The sequence below is a fragment of the Vibrio iocasae genome (genome assembly GCF_042245395.1).
GTDB classification, from domain to species: Bacteria; Pseudomonadota; Gammaproteobacteria; order Enterobacterales; family Vibrionaceae; genus Vibrio; species Vibrio iocasae.
On record NZ_CP145310.1, the window covers coordinates 44,885 to 69,624 of the forward strand.

At 44.1% G+C, this 24,740-nt stretch carries 20 protein-coding genes; 13 read left to right on the forward strand and 7 right to left on the reverse strand.

Annotation, left to right across the window (positions count from 1 at the left end; translation table 11 throughout):
- Positions 1 to 208 precede the first annotated feature (208 nt).
- The 4 genes from SNR28_RS00190 (at position 209) to SNR28_RS00205 (ending at position 3,717) form a co-directional block, all read left to right on the forward strand.
- Complete coding sequence (locus tag SNR28_RS00190; protein ID WP_375748999.1) at positions 209 to 1,066, forward strand: SMP-30/gluconolactonase/LRE family protein; 858 nt, start codon at positions 209 to 211, stop codon at positions 1,064 to 1,066.
- 107 nt (positions 1,067 to 1,173) lie between these two features.
- On the forward strand, positions 1,174 to 2,118 hold the full coding sequence (locus SNR28_RS00195; RefSeq protein ID WP_375749000.1) for a LysR family transcriptional regulator: 945 nt from the start codon (positions 1,174 to 1,176) through the stop codon (positions 2,116 to 2,118).
- Positions 2,119 to 2,275: 157 nt separating this feature from the next.
- Positions 2,276 to 2,815 (forward strand): hypothetical protein, encoded by a 540-nt coding sequence (locus SNR28_RS00200; protein ID WP_375749001.1) that lies wholly within the window; start codon positions 2,276 to 2,278, stop codon positions 2,813 to 2,815.
- A 2-nt stretch (positions 2,816 to 2,817) separates the two neighbouring features.
- Positions 2,818 to 3,717 carry a sterol desaturase family protein gene (locus SNR28_RS00205; protein ID WP_375749002.1) on the forward strand — a complete coding sequence of 300 codons (900 nt, stop codon included), beginning with the start codon at positions 2,818 to 2,820 and terminating at the stop codon, positions 3,715 to 3,717.
- Between the two features lie 188 nt (positions 3,718 to 3,905).
- Here the strand turns inward: SNR28_RS00205 and SNR28_RS00210 are convergent, their stop codons facing one another.
- The gene (locus tag SNR28_RS00210; protein ID WP_375749003.1) at positions 3,906 to 5,153 is read right to left on the reverse strand and encodes an ankyrin repeat domain-containing protein; all 1,248 of its coding nucleotides are present in this window, start codon (positions 5,151 to 5,153) and stop codon (positions 3,906 to 3,908) included.
- Between the two features lie 424 nt (positions 5,154 to 5,577).
- Between SNR28_RS00210 and SNR28_RS00215 the strand changes: the two genes are divergently transcribed.
- Positions 5,578 to 7,074 carry a DUF4041 domain-containing protein gene (locus SNR28_RS00215; RefSeq protein WP_375749004.1) on the forward strand — a complete coding sequence of 499 codons (1,497 nt, stop codon included), beginning with the start codon at positions 5,578 to 5,580 and terminating at the stop codon, positions 7,072 to 7,074.
- 182 nt (positions 7,075 to 7,256) lie between these two features.
- Complete coding sequence (locus SNR28_RS00220; protein WP_375749005.1) at positions 7,257 to 8,090, forward strand: DUF3626 domain-containing protein; 834 nt, start codon at positions 7,257 to 7,259, stop codon at positions 8,088 to 8,090.
- A 128-nt stretch (positions 8,091 to 8,218) separates the two neighbouring features.
- Here SNR28_RS00220 and SNR28_RS00225 read toward each other — a convergent pair whose 3' ends face one another.
- Entirely contained in the window at positions 8,219 to 8,629 is a 411-nt protein-coding gene (locus SNR28_RS00225; RefSeq protein ID WP_375749006.1) for a hypothetical protein, read from the reverse strand.
- A gap of 435 nt (positions 8,630 to 9,064) precedes the next feature.
- Here SNR28_RS00225 and SNR28_RS00230 point away from each other — a divergent pair, with 435 nt between their 5' ends.
- Entirely contained in the window at positions 9,065 to 9,907 is an 843-nt protein-coding gene (locus tag SNR28_RS00230; RefSeq protein WP_375749007.1) for a hypothetical protein, read from the forward strand.
- A 140-nt stretch (positions 9,908 to 10,047) separates the two neighbouring features.
- Here the strand turns inward: SNR28_RS00230 and SNR28_RS00235 are convergent, their stop codons facing one another.
- The 5 genes from SNR28_RS00235 to yqeC form a co-directional block, all read right to left on the reverse strand.
- Positions 10,048 to 11,688, reverse strand: coding sequence for a methyl-accepting chemotaxis protein (locus SNR28_RS00235; RefSeq protein ID WP_375749008.1), 1,641 nt, complete (start codon positions 11,686 to 11,688; stop codon positions 10,048 to 10,050).
- Between the two features lie 267 nt (positions 11,689 to 11,955).
- A complete protein-coding gene (locus tag SNR28_RS00240; RefSeq protein WP_375749009.1) occupies positions 11,956 to 12,519 on the reverse strand; it encodes a rhodanese-like domain-containing protein in 564 nt (187 codons plus the stop codon).
- Between the two features lie 51 nt (positions 12,520 to 12,570).
- Positions 12,571 to 13,029: a MauE/DoxX family redox-associated membrane protein gene (locus SNR28_RS00245; protein WP_375749010.1), complete on the reverse strand. Its 459-nt coding sequence runs from the start codon at positions 13,027 to 13,029 to the stop codon at positions 12,571 to 12,573.
- Between the two features lie 22 nt (positions 13,030 to 13,051).
- The gene (gene yqeB / locus SNR28_RS00250; RefSeq protein WP_375749011.1) at positions 13,052 to 14,650 is read right to left on the reverse strand and encodes a selenium-dependent molybdenum cofactor biosynthesis protein YqeB; all 1,599 of its coding nucleotides are present in this window, start codon (positions 14,648 to 14,650) and stop codon (positions 13,052 to 13,054) included.
- A 37-nt stretch (positions 14,651 to 14,687) separates the two neighbouring features.
- Complete coding sequence (gene yqeC, locus SNR28_RS00255; RefSeq protein WP_375749012.1) at positions 14,688 to 15,509, reverse strand: selenium cofactor biosynthesis protein YqeC; 822 nt, start codon at positions 15,507 to 15,509, stop codon at positions 14,688 to 14,690.
- A gap of 37 nt (positions 15,510 to 15,546) precedes the next feature.
- On the opposite strand from yqeC, the gene mocA reads away from it, so the two are divergent.
- From mocA to SNR28_RS00285, 6 genes are all read left to right on the forward strand, one after another.
- Complete coding sequence (mocA, locus tag SNR28_RS00260; protein ID WP_375749013.1) at positions 15,547 to 16,182, forward strand: molybdenum cofactor cytidylyltransferase; 636 nt, start codon at positions 15,547 to 15,549, stop codon at positions 16,180 to 16,182.
- Positions 16,183 to 16,600: 418 nt separating this feature from the next.
- Entirely contained in the window at positions 16,601 to 19,705 is a 3,105-nt protein-coding gene (gene ygfK / locus SNR28_RS00265) for a putative selenate reductase subunit YgfK (RefSeq protein ID WP_375749014.1), read from the forward strand.
- A 14-nt stretch (positions 19,706 to 19,719) separates the two neighbouring features.
- Positions 19,720 to 21,048 (forward strand): putative aminohydrolase SsnA, encoded by a 1,329-nt coding sequence (gene ssnA / locus SNR28_RS00270; RefSeq protein ID WP_375749015.1) that lies wholly within the window; start codon positions 19,720 to 19,722, stop codon positions 21,046 to 21,048.
- Between the two features lie 14 nt (positions 21,049 to 21,062).
- Positions 21,063 to 23,243, forward strand: coding sequence for a xanthine dehydrogenase family protein molybdopterin-binding subunit (locus SNR28_RS00275; protein WP_375749016.1), 2,181 nt, complete (start codon positions 21,063 to 21,065; stop codon positions 23,241 to 23,243).
- On the forward strand, positions 23,240 to 23,710 hold the full coding sequence (locus SNR28_RS00280; RefSeq protein WP_375749017.1) for a (2Fe-2S)-binding protein: 471 nt from the start codon (positions 23,240 to 23,242) through the stop codon (positions 23,708 to 23,710). The genes SNR28_RS00275 and SNR28_RS00280 overlap by 4 nt, the downstream gene beginning before the upstream one ends.
- Positions 23,704 to 24,576: an FAD binding domain-containing protein gene (locus SNR28_RS00285; protein ID WP_375749018.1), complete on the forward strand. Its 873-nt coding sequence runs from the start codon at positions 23,704 to 23,706 to the stop codon at positions 24,574 to 24,576. Before SNR28_RS00280 ends, SNR28_RS00285 begins: the two co-directional genes overlap by 7 nt.
- Positions 24,577 to 24,740: the final 164 nt, after the last annotated feature.

Sequence of the window (24,740 nt, forward strand, 5' to 3'; positions counted from 1 at the left end):
CGTTGACAAATACAACTGATTGGCTGGTATTTTTACTATAAAGTGGATTTTAACAGTCTTCTTTGTGATTATTATTTCTAAATAGTCAATTATAAATTGACTGTATCTCTCTATTTCAATGGATTTGAAAGCGCAATACTTTGTCCAAACCAGTCATATTTCTTCTGGATTCCATATTGAAATCAACTTGCCATTACGGAGTTTAATCATGCGCTCAACTCTAACATCAGCACTTTTGGGGCTGTCCCTATTCTTTACTAATACAAGTCTGGCGACTTCTCTGTCACCTCAATGGGAGCTATCTGGTTTCTCCGGACCAGAATCTGTATATGTATCTCCTGATCACCCGTGGATTTACGTGACAAATATTAATGGCGAAAAAGAAGGCTTTATCAGCAAGCTTTCCAAGACCGGACAGATTGACCAAATGAAGTGGGTAGAAGGCTTGGGAATGCCAACAGGTATGGGGATGTTTGAAAACAACCTCTATGTCGTAGATGGCAAACAGGTTCATGTTATTGATGTAGAAACCGGAAAGGTTCACCAGAGTATTGAGGCAAAAGATGCCGCAATGCTTAACGACCTGACGATAAGTGAAGCAGGGCAGGTGTTTGTAGGGGATATCGCAGCAGGGAAAATCTACACCATCATCGACAACGAACTTGTGGTGTGGCTGGAAGATAAGAACCTTCCGCATCCGAACGGATTGCTGGCTCAGGGGAACACATTGATAGCTGCGAATTTAGCAAGCAAGCTGGCTCAGCAATTTAAACCAGAGGAGTTCGGCTCAGTGTACAAAATTGATCTCGTGAGCAAGTCAGTGTCACTGATGAATAGCAGCTATCGCCTTGGTGGCCTGGATGGCGTAACAGAACTCAATGGCACACTCGTTGTCAGTCATTTTCCAGCGGGAGAAATCTATCAAATCACAGATAACGAACGTATCTTGTTAGGCAAAGTAGATGCTAGTGCCGCGGATATCAGTATCGATGACAGCTCAGATACCCTTTTCATTCCCTTTTTGTTTAATGGCAAAGTCGCTGCATACAAAATCATTAACGACTGATAGTAACAAGTAAAAAATCTGCGTTTATCTTTTGGTTATTCACTTTGCGAAATGCATTAGAATGAAAGTTCTGATGCATTTTGCTTTTGATAACTGACGGAAATCATATGGATATTGCCACCCGCCTTGACCTGTTTATTGACATCGTTTACCAAGGCTCATTTGCTAAAGCTGCTGAACTCAGGCATATGGACAGAGCTGTAGTGACTAAACAGTTTAAGATGCTGGAAGAAACACTGGGTGTCAGATTACTGAACCGAACCACACGTTCTCTGTCTTTGACAGACGCAGGGCGAGAGATATTAGAGCAAGCCAAGGTCATCCGAAAAGAGATAAGCAAAACTCAGCGTTTAGCAGAGTCCTTTCACACTGAACCGAGAGGGTTATTGCGGATAACCAGCAATGTGTCATTTGGAAACTTATACCTACAGAAAGCCATCAACCTCTTTATGAAGAAGTATCCCGATACCTATGTCGAGCTGTCGTTGGACGACCGGATGGCGGATATCGTCGGTGAAAAGTTTGATATCGCCTTTCGGATGGATTCTCCAAAAGACTCAACAAACATCGCGAAAAAACTAGCCTCAACAAAGCTGGTTCTTCTTGCTTCACCAGACTTTATTGAGCAACACGGTGATCCACAAACCCTTAAAGAGCTTGTTGCCTTACCTGCAATTACATACTCGAATGGTCCTTTTACATTGGATAAGTTGGAAATGGCGGCATCCGGGCAGGACAAAATGGAAAGGTACAGCATCAACGGACGTTTCAAAGCGAACAGTGTCGACTCTCTTATTAGTGCTACTCAGGCGGGGTTGGGTTATTCCATCGTAGATCTGTCTGTACTTAGGTCTAACATCAAAGAGCTAGGACTTGTTCCCATACTACAAAACTATCGATTCCCCAGCGAGTTTGGCTCCCTGCACGCTGTTTATCCTCACAGAAACCAGACCCCACTGGTTAAGAAGTTTATCGAGACGGTTCAAGAGGAGATGGGCACACCTCCAGTATGGTATGACTATGTCGATAACTATTCTTCTATGTATGTTTAACAACATGTATTGAATGTCTTTAACGAGCCTTTGTTCTTGTTGTCTTTTTGCTCGTTCCTCACGCAGAGCGTTGGAGCGAGTAAGTGACAGGTAACGTTTTATTAACTTTTACTCCCGTAGATTGGTGGTGTTATTGTCAATCGAGAAACGGGTGTATATGTCCCTATTCAAATCTATCGTAGTCACTGTTGTCATCACTCTCGCTGTGTGGACGGCTGTCATCTATCAGCCTCAAAATACGGCTAGTGCAGTATCAGTTCAATCTAATAAGTCGCAACCTACCATCATTCCAGAAGATTATGTTGAGCTTGTGCACCAAACGGTTCGTTTGGATAAAACCGATCAGCTTTGGGATGCACTGAATATGCAACTTGCAAAGCATTCCGAGAAAGATCTCAATGCAATTGTTCTTGTCTATAACGAGTTTTCTGCCGATTTTTCGATGGTGGAAATATCCGCAGGAATAGTACGTGCTGAAAAAAGTAACCACCTGGAGTTTGCATCAAAGTCGGATAGCGAAACCTCTTCGGTATTGCTTCCTCCTGGATACTATGACGAGGTAGCAATGGAAGATGCTTGGCTGAAGGTTAATTACAACCGCGAGATCGAAGCGATTGTTGAAGTTCATTATATGGAATCAAGCCATATGCCCGGTGGCAACTCATTGACCGTGTTTTATAAGAATGAAAGGAGTTAGGGATGGACATTATCTTGAATTTGTCGGAAGTCATGTCTGCCGAAGCAGTTTCCTATTTTGAAATGTGGCTAGATAATAATTTTTTCTTACTCGCTATGCTGGTATTCATAGTCGAATTGATGCGCTATGCATTTATGCGCAAGATTAGCTGGAAAATGCTCGGGGATAGCGTAACTAGCTTCATCACCCTGGGATTTATGATTGTGATGGTGTTTGTCTTTGGTCTGGCTTATCTGAGTGTATTCCTAGAGGCTTATGAAAATTGGAGTGTCACGCAACTACCGATAACCGGATGGACCCTGATTGGCTGTTTAATTCTGGCTGATTTGGTGTACTACTGGGAGCATCGATTCCTACACAGCAATGGCTTTGCGTGGGGGACGCACTCTGTACACCATAGTTCTCCGTTTTTTAATATCTCGGTCGCTTATCGGTTTGGGCCTCTGGATTGGTTGTTTCCGTTGTTTTTTCATTTGCCGCTAGTGTTATTGGGTTTCCACCCGTTTGTGGTTCTATTGTGTGAAAGTGTTGTGCAGATTTTTCAGACGTTACTACATACCGAAGCAGTCAAACGTTTCCCAAGACCAATTGAGGCCGTGTTTAATACTCCGTCTCATCATCGGGTACATCATGCAACGAATAAGCGATATTTGGACAAAAACTATGCTGGAATTCTGATTATCTGGGACCGTATGTTTGGCACCTTTGCCCGAGAAGAAGAGAGAGTGAGATACGGCATTTATCCGACGATTAACTCCGTTAATCCGGTAAAAGTACTGTTCAACGGCTATGCCAAAATATGTGTTGATATCTGGCATGCTCCTTCTTGGAGTATGAAAGCTAAACTGCTTGTGAAGTCTCCTTTATGGGCGTGGAAGCAGGCACAAAAGCGAGTTGATTAAAAAATGTCAGGTGTCGAGTGCAATATGTAGCGGGTTGCTTTCTCGTAAACTATAACGAAGTTAGAGTCAGTTCTGACGAGAAATACTCGCATCAAGTATTGTTCCTTATCCAATGAAACGAATCATGTCACGGGGGCGGCTTAGATGGCCGCTCACCAGAGTACCTAAGCTATTAGAAGCCAAGCCAATTACTCTATACAAACATTCATTTTTACTCCCTGGTCACGATCATCAATACCATCACGATTACAGTCGAGCAGAAAATCATGCTTCTGAACAGGACGTTTTTGATTTTCTGTGCTTATGTTTTGCTTAGTCGATTTAGGTTTCGGCGATACCGGCACAGGAATAGGCGTTGAAGCGTTTGCAGCCTGCTTCTCTGCCTCCTTAAAAGTAGAAATGAGAGGAACAGCCCAGTGATTCGATTCGTTGTTTTCTCCACTATCTAATCTTCGCCTTATCTCCGCTTCGTAGGCCTCATTAGCGGCACGAACTTCTGCTGCTTTTTGTTGAGCCTCGTTCTGAGTACGCTTTGCTGCCGCAACAGCTTTGGCTCTCTTTCGTTCGTTTTCGAGATAACTTTGATGTTCTTGCTCTATACTCTGTCGAATATCGTTCAAATCCGTTTTCGTCATTTTTGTAATTTTGGCGTAGGCCTCGATAGAATATTCTGCCAGACCAGGCTTACCTTCGCGAAGAGCGTACGCTGGGAAGGACGATACTCCTCCACTATGCCTGATGTAAAAAGGGTCAGCACCCGCTTCCAGCAATGAACTAACAATATAATTAGAGAGGGTGCTGTAGTCGGTTAAATAAACGGCAGCGACAGTTAGGGCATCAAAATAAGTCTTTTCAGGACCCGCAGATTCTAATTCGTAATCAAGACCTTCAGGGTCTTTGGATGAAAATGTTCCAGTATAAGCATCTGCTCCCAAAAGAGTTTGGACAGTTTCTAAGTAACTTTTCTTGATTGCTAGATGTAGAGCTGGTTTGAAATTTCGGGTAGCAAAATCAGGCCCTGACCCTTTTTCCAGCAATAGTTTGACCCACTTATTTGCCTCGTCATCGGAGCCTGCGTAGAGAAGAGCATCTTGAATGGGATACGAAATATAGTACTCTTTCCTTTTTGTTGTTTTCGAGTAAAGTCGAACAACTCCACCAACATTAGGATCTGCTCCAGAGCTAAGCAGAAACTCAGCGACATCGAACTCTCTGTTTGCAATTGCACACTGGAGTGCAGAGAAGCAATCATCAAAGGTCTCCGTAGCATTTACTTCCTTCTTCCAAGCGTCAGGGCCAATGTCACTCTGGTGTTCTTTGTAAAGAACCAGCTTTTTTTCGGGAGTTAGATGCTTATTGGAGCCAATAGACTGAGTAGTTGCAACACAACCAATAAGTGAAAGGCTAAGAAAAGCAAAAAATGCATGTCGAATCATGAGTATTTTCCTTTGTATTTATCCATCTAATTACTCGAACCATCTTAACTAACAGCCTCTAATCAAATCATACAGTAACTTCCTCAGGTATCGTTCTGAGCTGGCTCAAGGTTATGTTCCTAAGTTAATGACCTCCTCAGGTAACTGTATTTTTATTAAACCAATAGGTAATTACTGTACGAGACCGTTTATCGTTTTTTACGCAAGCCCGGTAACGCGGTTAAGGCTGTTAGTTAAGCCGACGTATTAATACTCAGCAGCCTGAATGTTCTTTTCTGCTTGTATGAAGACTTCAATCATCGCTAGTTCCTATACAGCAAGACACAAATGCAAACAGGTTATTGTGACCTAGCTAAAAAACAGCCTATTGAATATGAGATAAGTTGAGCCTCAAACAAACATAACAATAAGTTGGGCTAGGAATATGGAACAGTTTTCGACACTACAAGTAGTCTATGCAGCATTGGTGGTCATCGCCGTATTGATACTGATCGGTTGGGTTCTAAACAGTAGGTCAAAGAAAGAACTTAACAAAGCAAAAAATAAAATCACCTCAACCGAAGATCAACTTCAGCAGTCTAAAAAGGTTGTAGAAAGTGTGATCAGCCAACTCAGTGAATATGAAGAGAAGTACTCAATAATCATTAATATCGAGAGTGAGCACCAAAAACTCAAGTCAGAATTTGAATCAGAACGGAGCGACCTAGAAAATCAAATCACTAACCTTCGAACAGACTATAAGTCGAAGAAAAGCACCTATGATGCTCTTGCAAAGCAGGTAGCTATCTTTGATGAGGATATAGAGCTGATCGAGCTGGGATTCTATAAGCCGCGATTCGACTTCGATACAACTGAAGCCTTCAAAGAGAAAATTAAGCAGTGTAAAGAACGGCAAAAAGAACTCATGAGGAATAAAAGTTCTCAAGGGGCGATCTACTGTTATCGGGATTGGACAGTTGATGGTTCCAGAGTGGAAGGTAAAAAGATGACAAACAAAGGTATTCGTCTCACCGCTAGGGCCTTTAATAACGAGTGTGAGGCTGCTATAGCAAACTGCACATGGCGTAATGTAGCCAAAATGGAAGAGCGAGTTAAAAAGGCGTTTGACTCCATAAATCAACTAAATGAATCCAATGCTATCCGCATCACAGAGCATTACTTAAATGCCAAGCTTACGGAACTCCAGCTAACTTATGAGTACCACGAAAAGAAACAAATTGAGAAGGAAGAGCAGGCAGAAATAAAAGCTCAAATGCGTGAAGAGGCCAGAATTGAAGCCGAGATCCGCAAAGCTGAAGCTGAGGCCATTAAAGAAGAGAAACGGTACCAAAAGGCTCTTGATATCGCCAGAAAAGAACTTGTTAAGGCAAGTGATGATATGAAGCAAGAATTGGAAGAACAGATTGCCCAACTCCAATTTGATCTCGAAGAAGCCGAACTTAAGCACCAGCGTGCTCAATCTATGGCTGAACAAACCAAGCAAGGGCATGTTTACATCATCTCGAACATCGGCTCTTTCGGGGAAGGGGTCTATAAAATTGGGATGACACGACGACTGGAGCCAATGGATCGGGTTAAGGAGCTTGGTGATGCATCTGTTCCATTCACCTTTGATGTTCATGCTATGATTCACACAAAAGACGCACCATCATTGGAGAAGAAATTACATGACCAGTTTGATTCTCGCCGCCTGAACATGATTAACCGTAGAAAAGAGTTCTTTCATGTATCACTGGATGAGATTAAAGAGGTTGTTCATGACTTTACTGAAAACGCAGTTGAATTCATTGAGACAGCAGTTGCCAAGGATTACCATGAAACTCAAGCGATAAAGAAACAGCAGCTTCTCATGGAAGATAAATTAGCCGCAGAGAAGCTTGAGATATCGAGTAAAGTTCCTGAGTTTGCAGAAGAAATATAACCTCAGATCCAAGTATAACCAATAGGGAGAACACCGTGATAAAAACCAGTTCAAAGGAGTTTCAATCTATCCTTACGGGTAAACCCAGCTCGGTTCTGCCCCATTTCTAGATAGGGTGCTTTTCACTATACCATACTAGCGCTTATTACCTTCAACTAATACTAGCAAACAAAAGGCCCATAATGACGGAAAACGCTGTGAGTAAGGCGATAGAGATGGTGAAAACCAAGTCTGATGGAGAGTCTATTTGTGTCAACCATGATGTCACGATCAACTTTCACCCTGATCGATACACCACATCAAATAAACCTTTACTCTTAGCTATAGCGAAAGATGGCTACTTAAAGTCTCAGTTTGAAACTCAAACCAGCAATGGTGGGCTCACAGCATACAAAGGTGGGGAGCGATGGTTATGGGAACAAAGTATTTTTGGTAGAGCTTACGATAAAGTCGACAACTGCTTTCGCCCCAAATATGGGGCACTGAATTTTCGAAACTATGACGTTGGAGCGGCACCTCGCTTTGGTTCTTCATATTTTAAATTAAGGCCTCATACACTTGAGAGAACAACCTTTTGTTATCCAGATAGCTACTTTGAACCACAGGACTTTGCTGTTTCAAATCGCCTAGAATCGTTAATAAGCAAGGCTAAATCCTCATGTGCGGACTTGTTAGATGATTACATTGAAGCCCATATCCACGGAGTTATATCTATACGAGATGACATTGAGAGTGTCGTGTTAGATCCCATATATAAAGGTAGCGAAATTCACGAACAAGCTTTGGAGTTGGGGATTACTTTGGAGTGGCACTGCGGTTTTGAATTATCAGTAGAAGAAATGAACCGTTACCCGGACTATCGAGGTCAGTCATTTGTTGATTTAGCTAGAGAGCTCGCACCCAACGGTATGCTCAATGTCAAGTTACTAGGGTTAGCTGTAACTGAGCATGGCTATAAAGAACAAGATATCAAAAAAATCTGGCACTACTTGGCTAGGTTTGGCCGAAAGCGATAGTTTCTGGACATAACCTTTCACCTCAAAACCGTGGTAGCAGAATCGTTTTATGCAGTTGTTTTCGGAACATGCAAGACAACGCTAACCCTTGAAACGTTCATTCCTAAAAGCAAGTTTGGTGGCCCCATTCAGTCCTTGTGAGCAGATTTGATTGACTTTCTACAACTTTGAGTATCGAACCAAGATAAAGCCGATGGTATATCTGAAAACACTTTTGAGTTGTGGTTTTTCATCATCGGAATGTCTCTATTTTCAAGGTGCTTTAGTGTTGGTTGAGTATGTACTAGAGCAATGGCGGACAAGTTTTCGTAGTTTAAATCAGCGTAAAACTTATCTACCAACTCATATGTTTCAGGTGTTGCTCCTATCTGCGTAGTGCAATCTACAAGTAGGAAACACGGTTCATCAGCAAAGGTCTCTATGGCATCCTTTTGTGCAGCTAAGCAACTAGCCATGCCATACTCATTAAATGCCCCTGTCAGAAAGAAGAAAATTACCTTACCTCTAATTTCATAACTGAAACTACCATGCTCTTTCATTAACTGCTCCACAGTTTGTATCCACCTATAATATCGCTTTAATAGCAACGGAAAATTATGAATGCATCAACGTCCGTATTTCAAGAATTATGTTAATCAACAGCTCGGGAACCAGTTGCGATCCGATCAAATGCTAGGAGGATTTTAAGCTCCATTTACAATCTAGTACAATCAGTTTTCCGTTCCTAGCTAAGGATTGTTCACCTTAGAGTTAGCTACACTTGCTAACTCAGTGCTCTAGAAGCTACCTATGCTCGTCATTGAAGCAACATAACAATGTGAACGGAAGTCTGAAGAAGCATATCAGTAAACATCTAGCTCAGTCCTGCCCATCACTTTTCCCAACTTTGTTCTGGTGGGAATAGAAAAAGGGTTGTATAAACAGGAATAGACATTGTGAACTATAGTTGAGAGTAAAAGTACGGGGTGGCTTACATGTGTCAGCGTCTTATGTTGTTTTTAATGGTGTTTATATTCAGCTCTGGCGTTATGGCCCGAGAACTAAAATATTTAGATATGAACGGAATAGGTGAAGACATTATAGGTTTTGCTGTACTTAAGTTGGCTTTAGACAAGGTAGATAGAGAGTATCAATTAAGTATAGATTCTACGATAGTCAATCGGGCTAGAGCGACATTTATGATAGAGTCTGGTCAATTTGATGTTGCTGATTTTAGTTCTTCTCTTGAGCTTGACGGTAAATTGGAGCCTATTTACTTACCTTTAGAGATGGGCTTATTAGGATGGCGAGTATTTATCATACGTGAAGACATGGCTGAAACCTTAACCCCCGTAAGAACCATTGAAGATTTAAAGCCCTTTACTTTCGGCCAAGGTCAATGGGTTGATGTTGGTATTCTTGAAAGTTCCGGTTTTACTGTTGTCACCACTGCAAAACTCAACAATCTATTTAAAATGCTTCAAGGTGGGCGTTTTGACTTGCTTCCTCTCGGAGGTAACGAAGCACATCGGTTATTGAAGCGGTTTGGAAACAAAGACGCCAAATTGATGGTTGATAAATCAATTGTACTGATATATCCCTTTGGACGTTTCTTTTATGTCAGAAAAAATGATGATGAGTTGATAAAAGATATTAAGACAGGTATGGAGCAAGCTTTGTCTGATGGCAGCCTGCTTTCGTTATTGAAGTCTCACCCTTTCTCTCGAGATATTTTTGAGAAGCTCCACCTGAACGAAAGAGTGCAGATTCGTATAGAAAACCCCTATCTAACAGAAGGCTTTACCGCTATTGATCCCAAATGGTGGTACTCACCTTAACTATACTGGCGGATCTTTTAACAAAAACCGTATAGGCACTGCGCAAGTAAACATTAATGCAGTTGGAGATTTCTGATGACCACGTAACCCTCCATTCCCTTTCCCACGATTCACCGTGGGAAAGAGTGCTTTACGACAAACTAAACCTTAAAGAAAGCCACTTCCTGCTTTAACTGGGAAGCAAGCTCATTTAACGTCTGAGTCGCGTCTTCATTTCGCTTCATATAGTCGATTGACTGATTGGACATCTCAGAGATCTGGCCCATTGCTTGGGAGATGTCTCCTACAAGGTCTACCTGAGCAGCGGCAGCAATTGCAACCTCCTTAGCGTTTTGTAACGAGCCATTGGCTTGTTGTTCGATATCTTGCAGCAACTCAGACGCTTTTTCGGTTTGGGCTTTACCATTTTCAACTTGTGGTTGTGTGGTACTCATTGCTTCCACAGAGGCTGCGGTCTCGTTCTGAACCTCGTTAATCATCGAGCCGATCTGAGATGTCGCATCACTGGTTCGTTGTGCCAGGCTTCGAACCTCGTCAGCGACGACCGCAAAGCCTCTGCCGGATTCACCTGCACGTGCTGCTTCTATCGCTGCATTTAGCGCCAGAAGGTTGGTTTGCTCAGATATCTCATTGATGACATTCGCAATACCGCCTATCTGTTTGGTTCTGTCTTCCAGAAGCTTTATCTGCTCGACTGTTGAGTTAACCGTGTTTGATATTTTCTCCATCTCCTGAGCGGCTTCGCTTACGACTTCGCGACCCATTCTGGCAAATTCAGCGGTCTTTCCAGAGTTCTCTTCAGTCTGGCTGGCGATAACAGCAACCTGATCCAGGCTCGTGCGCATTTCATCCAGTTTAAAAGCGGTATCTTCTGTTAAGTCGGCTTGTTGGTTTGCTGATTCCAATACCTGAGAAGAACCCTTAGATACTTCATCCACCTGAACAGAAAGATTATTGGAAGCACCAACAATATTACCCACGATACTGGTAATGCGATGTCCCATATCAGACAGTGAATCGAGAATACTTCCTTTGTAGGCATTGCTGTTTTGCTGGGTTAGATCACCCTGCGCCATCTTGCTGATACGAGACTGTGCCTCAAACGGTTCGCCACCAAGGGAGTTTCTAAAGCTCCTCTCGATGAGAATGCCAATAAAAATGGATACAACAAGAGCGATACCGCTTAACAGCATCATGAGTTCCTGGAACCCTCCGGCAACCATTCTTGCCTCTGGTGTGAGCACCTGATTCTGTTCTTCCTGATAATCAATGAACTCATTGATGGTATCTAACCAGGCAATAAAGGCAGGGCGTGCCTTATCCAATATGGTGTCTGTCAATTCAGCCTGATCTTTTTTGGCTGTAAGAATTTTATTGATAAGAGGTAATGTATCGCTCTGAATCTGTTCGATCCTGCTGAGAATATCCCGCTCTTGTGCTGAGAAAGGTATTCCGCTGCGCAGCATTTCATTCATTTTCTTTTCAGAGTCGAGGTAAAAAGATTCTAACTCTCGAATTGTCTGTTCAAATGAGCTCAACTCCTGAGGTGTTCTTGCCATTGCTGCATCACGAATCGCGATAGCTCTGTCATGTACACTGCCCCGGAAGTTAATGGCATAGCGCTGCTTTACGGAGTTTACATCCGTGATTTCAGACAGAGAACGATCAATAAAATTAACCTTCTGTATACCCAGAACTGTAAGCAGTACCATAAATGCCAGTATGAACCCGAAGCCGATAACCAAACGGCTTCGCACTGTTAACGTAGATAAATAATTCACAGTTACCTCTTAATATCTGCAATACCCACAATTCAATACGTTCATCCGAGTGGGTTTAGGATATAGCTCAATTTCAAGGCTGGAATGTTATCATTAAGTTAAATGGAATGGCGCGCGGTTATTTATACCGAAAATACATATAAGATAACCAGGCCGATTTTTTTGGGAAAACTTGGATTGCGAGGTAAGAAAAATGGGATCAAAAGATCCCATTTATTGTGAGCAAAACTGAAGTTAAGAGTGGGTCAACTATTCTGAGGTTTGTACTTAATCGCTCTCGGTGTTAAAGCCTGCACCTTTCCACGCGTAGATACCGCCTGGGTATCTATATACATCGGTGTAGCCCATTTTAACAGCCCAGCTCGCGGCATTATGGCTTCTTCCGCATTTTACAAAGCCACAGTAAAACACTAGGGTCTGGCTTTTATCTGCACCAAGAAGTCGGGCGAAGGTTTCTTGTGTTTTGCCTTCAGTACCTTCTGTGCTCCACTCTGGCATAGGTTTGATAGGGAACTCAAACTGTGCTGCAGCAGGAATGTGTTCTGCTTTGTAGCTTGCTTCATAAGGCATTGCATCGACGATCAGTACATTTTTTTTACTATCAATGAGCGTCTTCAAACCTTGTGTATCTATAAGCTTATAACCGCCTTCAACGGTTTCATTGTGCAGTTTGATAGCAACTTGCTCGGCCTGAGTTTCAGCTTCAAACTTGTTGGAGAACAAACCTGCATCTACTGAAAAAGAGAGTCCGATAAGTCCTGTTGCCAGAAATAGGAAATTGATCCGGGTTTTGTTGTTTAGATCGCGAAGGCGAAGTTTTTTATTTTCCATGACAGTTCCTTTAGTTTGGTTTCACCGTTTAGTACGGCAAAAAATTCGAATTCAGTAATGCTTTCCTGCGTGACTGAAAGTTGTCTGGCTTTCAGCCAATCGGTTAAAAATGTACAGTCCCAACACCGCGACTATCAGAACCAACTGAAAGACAAACAGGGGTATGAGCTCGTTGTATACCTGTGACTCGAGGGTGCCGGGCAGGTAGCAACCACAATCGAGATATAACCCTTGATAGACCGCTAAGCCTGTTGGAAGCGTATTTATCACCAGTGTGACAATCACGACGGTTAACCGGGCACGTTTTGTGAGTACCAGAAACAGAGATACTCCTAATGCAATTGGCAGGACAAAAGCGAGAATCTCAGCAAGAACAAAGGGGGCTAATCCAGTGTCTTTTAATAGAATGGCGCTATGACTGGGCTGAAATAGCCCTTTCAGGAAGATCGCGATCAAGGATAACCAGATGGTATCGGTAATCGCTCTATGTATATGATCTCGCAGTTCCATAGCGCCCCATTTCCGTTTGTATTTAGTTAAGTAGTGTTTGCTCCAAATGCAGCATGGCTTCTAATACGCTGCCGCCAATCGCTCTTGCCTTGTCCGAAATGGTTGTGAAATCCGCCTCAATCCCTCTTGGATCGATATCGCCAACTTTAAAGCCTTCGGTAACCGTTAAGCCTTCATTGAGCAGGCCGCGAACCATACCGCCCAAAGGTGCAACCACCGGGCTGTCGCCAACATGAGCGATAACATCGCCTTCTTCTACGATGTCTCCGAGTTTCACATGGTTGTGCATGATTCCGTCACAAGGTGCTCTAAGGACTCGTTGATGAGTGTATCCAGCGATATTGCCCGGAATACCAGTATTAGGCTGAGTCATACCTTGATAGATAACTCGACCAAGATGGTGACCACGGTTGGTTTCGATAACTGCATCGCAATCTTCTCCTGCGTTGAAGCCCGGACCTAAAGCAATAGTCACTGGTGCCATGTCCTTGGTGGTTCCCAGATTCTTCTTCGCCAGAATAGCGTCAACCACGAACGTTGGTTTAAGTGTCGGTAATGCGCAACACTCTTCATCCACCATCACTGGTACTTCATTGTTATCCAGAGTCTTGAATACTTCTTCACAGCTCTTCGCTTTGCGCGCGGTAATACCTTCAACTTCTACAGGTTCTCCGTACAGACACTGGGCAAAAGCCACAGTGCAACGAATAACGGTTGGTTGTGAAATGTCGGTCATCACCACTTTAAAGCCAGAGTTCTTCAAACGAACAGCGACACCTGTTGCGATATCGCCAGCGCCACGGATCAGAACCAGTTTGTTTCGGTTGATACGAGTATCATCCTTCATCTGACCGCCCGCAGAACTATGTTTAACTTTCAGGACCTCAGCCATGATGCTGATAGCGATCTCTTCCGGTGTTTCTGCCCCGATATTAAATCCAATAGGAGAGTGGACAGCCTGAATCTGCTCTTCGCTTACACCACACTTTCTAAGGTGAGTAAACAGGGTCTGCACTTTACGACGGCTTGCCATTAAGCCTGTGTATTTGGTTTCCAAGCCAACGATCTTTGTAATCGCATCTTTGTCCTGATGGTTGGTAGCGATAACAACAAAGCTCTCTTTATTGATGTTCAGCTTGTCGATCGCTTCTTCCATGTTTTGCCCGAGTACACGTTTGGTACCTTCCGGGAAATACTCTTCAGATAGGCTCTCTTCGTAAGCATCAGCGACTGTAATATCAAAACCAAGTACATTTGCTGCATGAGCGACGGCACGGTTAACGTGACCGCCACCTACTAATATCAGGTTGGGACGCAGGCCATACACATCGATAAATACGCTCATCGAGCCGCCACAATCCATATCCATGGCGTCAGGGCCAGTGCGGGTCATTCGACCTTTAACTACACGAGCTTTGCGCTCCTGAATGGCTTCGATAGACTGCTCTATTACATAGCGTTCTATCATACCGCCACCAACAGTACCGATGATTGAACCGTCTGCCTTAATGATCATCTGTCCTGAGTGGCGTGGTGCTGAACCGCGAGTTTCTATGATATTTGCCAGAGCAAAGGGAACATTTTCTTGTTCTAGTTGTGCGGCTTTTGCAAAAATATTCATCAATCGTGACCTCAAAGTCTCTTGATGAGGGAATGATTTACTCTCTCATCAGTACATCTTTAATCGGTGCCCGATCTTTCATCGACGCTAGCCAGATGGCATCAAGTTCAGTTGTGTTACCTAAGATTTGGTGAGCGAGTTGATCTATTTCTTTGTAGTTAGTCGCCAAATCTATTTTATTTATTAACCAAATCTTGATGGCTTTCTCTGGTGCGTTCTTAAACAATCCATGTCGATGTTCGATCAGGTTTCTCAATACTCTTTGGTCGACAAGATCGCCTTCTGAACATTGAGTGAGTGCAGAAAAAAGGTTCCATCGATGAATTCTCTCAGGGGTTGCCTGAGTATGAATAGCTTCTGCACCTGTGACACCGATAACCATATCCGAAGATATTGGAATGCAAGGCTCATGCCCATCAGGGGCCTTTATTGGCTTATGCTTAGCGCCATCGGATTCAATAATAAAAACTGTGAAAGGGGAGTCATTTTTTATTTTATCAATAAGTTCAGTTGTGACACCGAGCACTTTATTTTTATTATTTTTGTTGTTGCTGATTATTTCTTTTTTATATACGAAAGTGATACCTGGTTCAGAAAATTTATTTAATTTATGTGTTATTTGCTGAACATCATCATTTTCTAAATAAATAAAATTGTCTGCCTGGTTTTTTTCTGGAAAATACATTTTTGTTGTAGTGCTAACAAATACACTATGGCCCTTAAGTTTAAACTGTTCCGCCAGCCAAAAAGCGCTTGATGTCTTGCCACCACCGCCCACCAGAGCTATAACAAGAGGGCTGGTTAATGCAGTGTTGAACTGGGCAGAACATAGTGCTTGGTAGTCTGTTTCTGGCGTCATTTGGGCCCTATTTAGAAATAAAAAGTGAGTAGAAATAATGAGACAATCTCATCAGGTTGATAGTGAACAGGCAGCTCCAGTTCAGGTTGATTGCGTCATGCCAGCAGCTGGTTTGTCATCCCGAATGGGGAGTCGCTGGAAGATGATGCTACCTTATCGCCACCACACAATCCTTGATGAAAGTATCGAAAATGCACTTACTTTTTGCTCCAGAGTGATACTGGTTACAGGACATAGAAGTGATGAGTTGGTTGACAGGTATAGGAATAAAAAAGGCGTTAAACTGATAGTTAACACTCACTTCAAACAGGGAATGTTTAGCTCGATTCAACAAGGTGTCGAGGCTGTAAAAACAGACCACTTCTTTATTAGTCATGGTGATATGCCTTGCATTTCGACAGATGTTTACCAACGTGTATGGGAGCGTGGGGGGAACCATACCGTCTTCCCTGGGACGCTGGAAAAACCGGGCCATCCTGTCTTATTGCCCGCTTCATTGATCGAGAAAATCGCAGCATCTCCCTATGATGGAAAAATGAAGAAAATTATATTCAGTGGAGAGGTTAAATTCGCGGAAATTAACAGCAAAGGAATACACTTTGATGTTGATACACCAGAGGCTTATGACACTTTGTGCCACATGTCTCAATCCTCCTATCAGAATGAGAGTTGATAGTAGATAATTATCAAATTGATATATTTAGTCTGATATTAAGATTTATTTTTTACCCGATTTAAAAATCACTTCTATCAAATTAATCCGTATCAAAGTGATAGTGATTTATTAATATGATAGATAAATAGATGTTGTTAAGAATAATACCTATTTAGAATAAATTTTCATTATCATTTAACTCCTGTCTACACCAATGCGTGTGTTCACATATTCGATACTAGTTTCGACATTGCTCACGAAATTAGCGAAGAAATCTCCCTTATGGATCATGAAATTAAAGTTTGGCGCAGTAGTTGCTCAATAGGGCTAATAGCTGGCTGATTTATTTTCGGCCTATCACTTTAAGCCCCACATATAGCACACAAAAATGTGCTGGTTGTGCAGCAACAGAACAACAGCATCAAGGAGATTTATCATGGGAGATATCATGCGTCCCGTTCCGTTTGGCGAGCTTCTTAACCGTATTTTTAGCGAGTATAAAGAGAGCCAGTCCATTTTTGGAATTCCATCTAAGCAGTTTTACCGAAAGGAGAATTCCGGGGAACTATCCGTATGGGGTGAAAACTGTGAGACACCAGTAGGTCCTGCTGCAGGTCCTCATACTCAGCTGGCACAGAACATTATCTGTTCATGGCTGGCTGGTGGTCGTTTCATGGAACTGAAAACGGTTCAGAAGCTTGATCAGCTAGAAATCGCGAAGCCATGTATCGATGCGGAAGATGAGTGTTTCAACACAGAGTGGTCTACCGAGTTCACTCTTATTAAAGCGTATGACGAATACCTGAAAGCATGGATCGCTCTTCATCTATTAGAAGAAGTGTTTGCTCCTCGTCTTGAAGGCGAAGAGAAGTCTTTCGTATTTAACATGAGTGTTGGTTACGACCTTGCGGGTATTCAGACTGCACCAATGCAGAAGTATATCCACGATATGCTTGATTCAAGCGAGCACGAAAACTTCCACGCTTATATTGCAGAAATGAATGAGTTCATTGCTGCGCCAGAGTTTGCAAAAACTTATGGTTCAGAGCGCTTGAACAAACTATCTGAGAACATCCCTGCACAGCTAACACGTGGCGTTACCTTGTCTACTATGCACGGTTGTCCACCAAATGAAATCGAAGCTATCTGTCGTTACATGATTGAAGACAAAGGTATCAATACCTTTGTTAAGCTAAACCCTACTCTGTTAGGTTTTGAGCGTGTACGTAGCATTCTGGACAACGCGGGCTTCGATTATGTTGCACTAAGCGAAGAGTCTTTCAGCCACGACCTTCAGATTGAAGATGCTAAAGCGATGCTTCACCGTTTGGTTGATCTGGGTAAAGAGAAAGGCATCGGCTTTGGTGTGAAGCTTACCAACACACTAGGTACTCTAAATAAGAAAGGCCGTCTGCCAGATAAAGAAATGTACATGTCTGGTCGTGCGTTGTTCCCACTATCTATCAACGTTGCGCTGGAACTGTCTCGTGAATTCGATGGCACACTACCAATTTCATACTCAGGTGGTGCGAGCAAGTTCAACATCAAAGAGATCTTCGAAACCGGTATCCGTCCAATCACAATGGCAACTGACCTGCTGAAACCAGGTGGTTACATGCGTCTTACGGACTGTGCGAAAGAGCTGGAAAGCAGCAATGATTGGGGCATGCAGCAAGTAGATCTTGTTAAGCTTGAAGCTCTGGCTGCGAAATCTCTTGTTGCTGATTACGTACAGAAAGAGTGGCGCGGTCCTGAAGAGATCAGTGTTAAGAAAGCTGTACCTTTGACAGACTGTTATGTTGCGCCATGTGTGACGGCATGTCCTATCAGTCAGGATATCCCTGAGTACATCCGCCTAATGGGTGAGCACAAATACACAGAAGCACTGGAAGTGATTTACTCTCGAAACGCTCTTCCTGCGATTACTGGCCACATCTGTGACCATCAGTGTCAGTACAACTGTACTCGCCGTGATTACGAAGGTGCGCTAAACATCCGTGAGATGAAGAAGATTGCACTTGATAAAGGCTGGGATGAGTATAAAGCGAAATGGCATGAGCCTGAGCTAGACAGCGTTAAACACCCGGTAGCGGTTATCGGTGCTGGCCCTGCAGGTCTTTCAGCGGCTTACTTTATGGCTCGTGCAGGGCATCCTGTAACGATATTCGAAAAAGAAGCCAACGCGGGTGGTGTGGTTAAGAACATCATTCCTCAGTTCCGTATCCCTGCAGAGACGATTCAACACGACATCGATTTTGTGACTGACCACGGTGTTCAGATTGAGTACGGCTGTAACCCTGACCTGACCATCGATACGTTGAAAGCGAGCGGCTTCAAGTACATCTGTTTGGGAATAGGTGCAGATAAAGGCAACCCTATCTCAATTTCTGGCGACAACACTAAAGTGTTCAAGTCTCTTGAGTTCCTTCGTCAGTTTAACGATGGCGAAAAACTGGAGCTTGGTAAACACGTTGCGGTTATCGGTGCTGGTAACACAGCAATGGATAGTGCTCGTGCTGCTCTTAAAGTGGATGGCGTTGAGAAAGTAACGGTCATTTACCGTCGTACGATTGCAGAAATGCCAGCATACAAAGAAGAGTATGAAGAAGCAGTAGAAGATGGTGTTCAGTTTATGTTCCTGACCAACCCAGAGCAGTTTGATGCGGATGGCAAACTTACTGCACGCGTGATGGAGCTTGGTGAGCCTGATGAGAAAGGTCGTCGTCGTCCGGTTGCGACAGACAAGACTGTTGAACTACAGGTAGATGCGCTTGTAACTGCGGTTGGTGAACAGTCTAACCGTGATGTTCTGACTCGCATTGGTGTTCCAATGGGTGAAGATGGCTGGCCGGCTGTTAATGAAGAGACTTGTGAAACAGGTGTAGAGAATGTCTTCCTGATGGGTGACGCGCAGACTGGTCCTTCATCAATTGTTTCTGCCATCTCTGGTGGTCGTAAAGCAGCAACAGCCATTCTGGAGCGTGAAACACAGCTAGACGAGTTGAAAGAAGTAGCAAGCGATGTGAAAGCAGAAGCTATCTACGCTCGTAAAGGTGATATTCAGGTCAAGATGATCAGTGCGAACAAGCTTGAAGAAGCGGATCGTGAAGCCTTTATTGAGCAGGAATCTAAGCGTTGTCTGGAATGTTCATACATCTGTAGCAAGTGTGTAGACGTATGTCCTAACCGTGCAAACATCTCGCTACCTATTCCTGGCTTTAAAGACCAGTACCAGACATTGCACCTGGATGCTTACTGTAATGAGTGTGGTAACTGTGCTCAGTTCTGTCCTTGGGACAGCAAGCCATACAAAGACAAGTTCACTATCTTCAACCTACGTGAAGACTTCGCTAACAGCACAAACGCAGGTTTCTATGTAGAAGGTGAAGAAGTATTGGTTCGTGCTAAGGGTGAAACTTATACCTTCAACATCAATGCTCAAAGCGAATTAGACATGCCTGAGTCAATGGCAGATGAAGCTACCATGATTAGTTACGTTCACAAGAACCATAGCTATCTGCTGGGCAAAGTAGAATTATAAGGAAGGAGACTGGAATGTTAATTCTAAAAAATGCAACGGCAGTGCAATTTGAGCCTGCCTTGATAAAAGAGGGCGTCGATATCGCTATCGACAATGGCGTTATCAAGGAAGTTGGTTCCGATCTGGCGACTCAGTATCCGGGTGCAACCGTTAAGGATATGAAGGGCAAAGTGGTCATGCCGGGTATCGTCTGCTCGCACAACCACTTCTACTCAGGGTTGGCTCGCGGCATCATGGCGGATATCAAACCTAGTCCGGACTTTATCTCTATCCTGAAAAACCTATGGTGGAGAATGGACCGTGCACTGGATGAAGAAGCGCTGTACTACAGTGGCCTTATCTGCTCGCTGGAAGCGATTAAGAACGGTTGTTCGTCAGTAATCGACCACCACGCTTCACCAAACTACATCGCAGGTTCTTTGAATACTCTGCGCAAAGGCTTCCTGAAAGCGGGTCTTCGAGGCATGACATGTTTCGAAACAACTGACCGCAATGGTGGCGTTGAAGAGATGAGAGCAGGCGTTGAAGAGAACATCGCATTTGCTCAGCTCATCGACCGTGAAAAGGCTGAAGGTAAAGAACCTTATCTGGTTGAAGCGCATATCGGTGCTCACGCGCCATTCACAGTGACTGACGAAGGTCTGTCTATGATGGCAGAAGCGGTTCAGGCAACAGGACGTGGTATCCACGTTCACGTTGCAGAAGATCGTTACGATGTCACTCATAGTCATCACCACTACGGTCAGGACATTGTTGAGCGTCTGGACAGCTTTGGTCTGATTAACGAGAAGACATTGCTGGCTCATGGTCTGTTCCTTTCAGACAGAGACATCGACATTCTGAATGCGAAAGATGGCTTCCTGGCTCACAACGCTCGTTCAAACATGAACAACAACGTGGGTTACAACCATAAGCTGACTCGCTTTAAGAACGTTGCGCTAGGTACTGATGGTATTGGTGCGGATATGTTTGAAGAGCTTAAGTTTGCCTTCTTCAAGCATCGTGACGCTGGTGGTCCGCTATGGCCAGATAGTTTCACACGCAAGTTGTGGAACGGTAACGAAATTTTGGCTCGTAACTTCGGTGCTAAGTTTGGTCGTCTGGACCCAGGAAACAAAGCGGACTTGACGATTCTTGATTACACAAGCCCAACTCCGTTTGTAGCTGATAATGTACCGGGTCACATCGCCTTTGGCATTAATGCCGGTAACGTTAACAGCGTAATCGTTGAAGGACGTTTTGTGTATGAAGACCGCGCGTTCCCATTCGATGTTGCTCCTATTTATGCAGAAGCACGCAAAGTAGCAGCACGACTATGGAAGACAATGGATCAACTAGACTAATGTGAGAACCCGTTATGGATACGGTTAATACTCGATTCAAGTGGGATGAAGCCACTGGAGAAGCTAAGTATATTGCCGATCGCCGTTACGAGGGACTACTTGAGGGGCGGTTCTACCGCTCCTCTTGCCCCAGAGGCATCATCAAATCGACAATTATTCCTGAACTGCCGGAAGGCTATCATTTGTTTGGCGCGAAAGATGTGCCAGGAAATAATGTCCTTCCTATTGTAGAAATTGACTGGCCAGCGTTTGCTGATACAGAAGTACGCTTTGTTGGACAGGTCATCTATCTTCTCGTCGGCCCCGACCCGGATGTCATCGAAAAACTGCTCGATGAAATTGAGGTTGAATACGAACCTCTGACTCCCGCCTATACTATTGAACAATCTAAAGCACTTATCGATGGTGCCATTCATTCAACCGACAACGTGCTAGACACTCATACTTTGAATAAAGGCAATATTGATGAGGGTTTTGCAAAAGCGGTAACTATCATTGAAGAAACTTGCACCACCGGTTATCAGGAGCATATTTATCTTGAGACCCAGGGCTGTGTTGGCTATCCGAAGGATGGAAAGATAGTCATAGAGGGCTCAATGCAGTGTCCTTTCTATGTTCATCACTGTATGGCTGTGCTGTTGGGACATGATCATGTCCGCGCTATTCAGTGCCCTACAGGTGGTGGCTTTGGTGGTAAGGAAGATTACCCGGACGTACTGGCTGGCCCGCTTGCTGTTGCGGTGGAAAGGCTGCAAAAACCGATTCGAATTATCCTTGAGCGTAGCGAAGATATTCAGTTCACCTCAAAGCGTCATCCGGTAGAGTTCAATTACAGAACGGGTGTAGATGCTGACGGTAACATCGTTGCGATGGAACTGAACTTCGATATCAACTCCGGAGCTTACCTAAGTCTATCTGGCATCGTGCTTCAGCGTTCACTGACCACAGCGACCAACGTTTATGATATTCCAAACGTACGCGTAGAAGGTCATGCATGGACGACTAACACAGTGCCAACCGGGGCATTCCGTGGCTTTGGTTCTCCTCAGAACTGTTTCTGTATGGAAACCCATATGAGCCACGTGGCTAAGAAGGTTGGGGAAGACCCTGCGACATTTAAGCAGCGTCACTTCCTGAAGTCAGATTCAAAAACGCTGACCGGAGCGGACATCTTTGGTGATCTGGTATTGGACCAGATGCTGGAAAATGTGCTTGGCTCTTCTGACTATCAAAACAAAGTCACAGCTTATGCGAATCAACCAGCCGATAGCGAAAAACGTAAAGGTATTGGTTTAGCGATCTTCCAGCATGGCTGTGGTTTTGCAGGCGATCTGGAAGATACTCTGGTACGCGCAAGAGTGGGATTAAACAAACTTGCTGACGGAACCATCAGGATTCTGGCTTCTAATACAGATATTGGTCAGGGCTTGAGCCTGACATTCCGTAAGATTGTTGCCGATACGATGAACCGTCCTCTGGACACAATACAGTTGGCAGTTCCAGACACAGGAATCGTCCCTGATTCTGGTCCTACGGTCGCATCTCGTTCTATTTTGATCGTCGGTTATCTGTTAGAAAAAGCTGCGAAGAAGTTGCAGGAAAATTGGCAGGAAGGTGAACCTCAGGAGATTGAAGAGGTGTATCGCAAGCCTGACTATCATGTTTGGGATCAGAGCGTTTATCAGGGAAATGCCTATCAGGCGACAAGCTACGGTATGAATGTCGTAGAAGTTGAAGTAGATATGGCAACGGGAGAGACGGATATTACCGGAGCCTGGGGCGTTTATGATATTGGCCGGGCAATCGATCCTGTCGTATTTAAAGGGCAGATTGACGGTGGTTTGGTTCAAGCTTTGGGTTACGGCAGCTGTGAGAAGATGGAAATGACACAAGATGGTGTCTTTGCTCAGAAAACCATGGCGGACTACGTAATTCCTACTTCTTTGGACGTGCCTTCAATAAACAGTGACTACGTTGATAACCCATACCCATACGGACCGAATGGTGCTAAGGGCGGGGGTGAGCTTACACACAATGGCGGTGCTGCTGCGTTTGCTGCTGCGGTAGAGTTTGCGATTGGCAAGCCACTGTCCTCGATTCCGGTGACACCAGAAAGAGTATGTCAGGCACTCTACGCAAAAGAAAAAGGTTCAGAGACACAAGATTCAGTAGCCGACGGAGGTAAAACACTATGAAGATCGAGTTCCATTTAAATAATGAGCTGGTCGTCGTTGATGTGGACCCGATGCAGTCGCTGCTTAATACACTACGTGGCGAACTCGACAAAACCGCAACCAAAGAAGGTTGTGGTGAAGGCGAGTGCGGGGCTTGCTCTATCTTATTTAATGGCAAGCTGGTTAATGCCTGCATGATGCCAATTGCACAGGCCGAAGGTGCGCACCTGATGACGCTGGAAGGCCTACGTGAGACAGAAAAAGGCCAATGCGTAATTAATGCCTTACTGGAAGCGAAAGGCGTTCAGTGTGGTTTCTGTACTCCGGGTATGGTTCTGGCGTTATATGCACTGCTTGAGTCCAATTCAAACCCTGATGAACTAGAGATTAGAACAGCGATTTCTGGCAACCTTTGTCGTTGTACCGGCTATGGAATGATAGTGGATGCAGCGAAAATTGCGGTCAAAAGAGGAGAAGGATTATGGTAGAAGTATATCGTCCTGAAACCTTGGAACAAGCGCTGGATAAGCTTGCTGTTGGGGAACACACCTTGTTCTCTGGTGGTACGGACCTGATGGTACAAAACAGTGTCCGTCCGGAAATGACCCCTTCTTTTACTCGTGATGTGGTGTTTGTTGACTCTATTGAAGAGCTTAAGAAAATCAACGAAGTGCATAGAGAAGGTGTGGTTTCTGAGAGTAGCCTGAAGATCGGTGCTGGTGTCACTTTGAGTGAGATTGAAGCGCACCCGATGGTGCCTGAAATCCTGCGTCAGAGTGCCTCGAAAATTGCAGCTCCAGCACTGAGAAACCGGGCTACCATGGCAGGTAATATATGTAATGCTTCTCCTGCGGCAGACACACTGCCTGCGCTTTATTTGCTCAACGCAAGAGTCGTTCTCTCTTCGGTACATGGAGAGCGTGAAATGGCACTTGAGGAGTTTATTACGGGGCCAGGGAAAAACCAGCTAAAGCAGGATGAAATGTTAACGCATATCGTTGTTCCTAAAGCTGAACTGCCTGAGACGTTTTACCACAAGGTTGGCACACGAAAAGCCAATGCGCTGACCAAGCTGTCGATTGCCGGAGCTGCCAAGGTAGAGAAGGGTATTATTGCTGATTGGCGCGTCACGTTCGGAGCTGTTGGGCCTACAGTAGTAAGAAGCCAAACGCTGGAGTCCCGAGTAGTAGGACAGCCAGTAGAGCGCCTTTCAGATCAAGCGTTTATTGATGAAATCGTTTCACAGTACAGTGAAATTATTACACCTATCAACGACCAGAGATCGACGGCTGAGTATCGTCATCAAGCTTCTCTCAACTTGTTGAGACGTTGGTTGAGTCACCTAATAACTTAATAAAAACTGTCTATATTCACGTTATTTTTTCGGGGGACTTCGGTTCCCCTTTTTTTGTCCTGTTGTGAGACTGAAATTATCAACTATCACCTCTGATAGTTATCAATTTGATAGTGGAAATATTAAATTGATAGCCTTGCATTATGGAGTGAGAACCAGTCGTA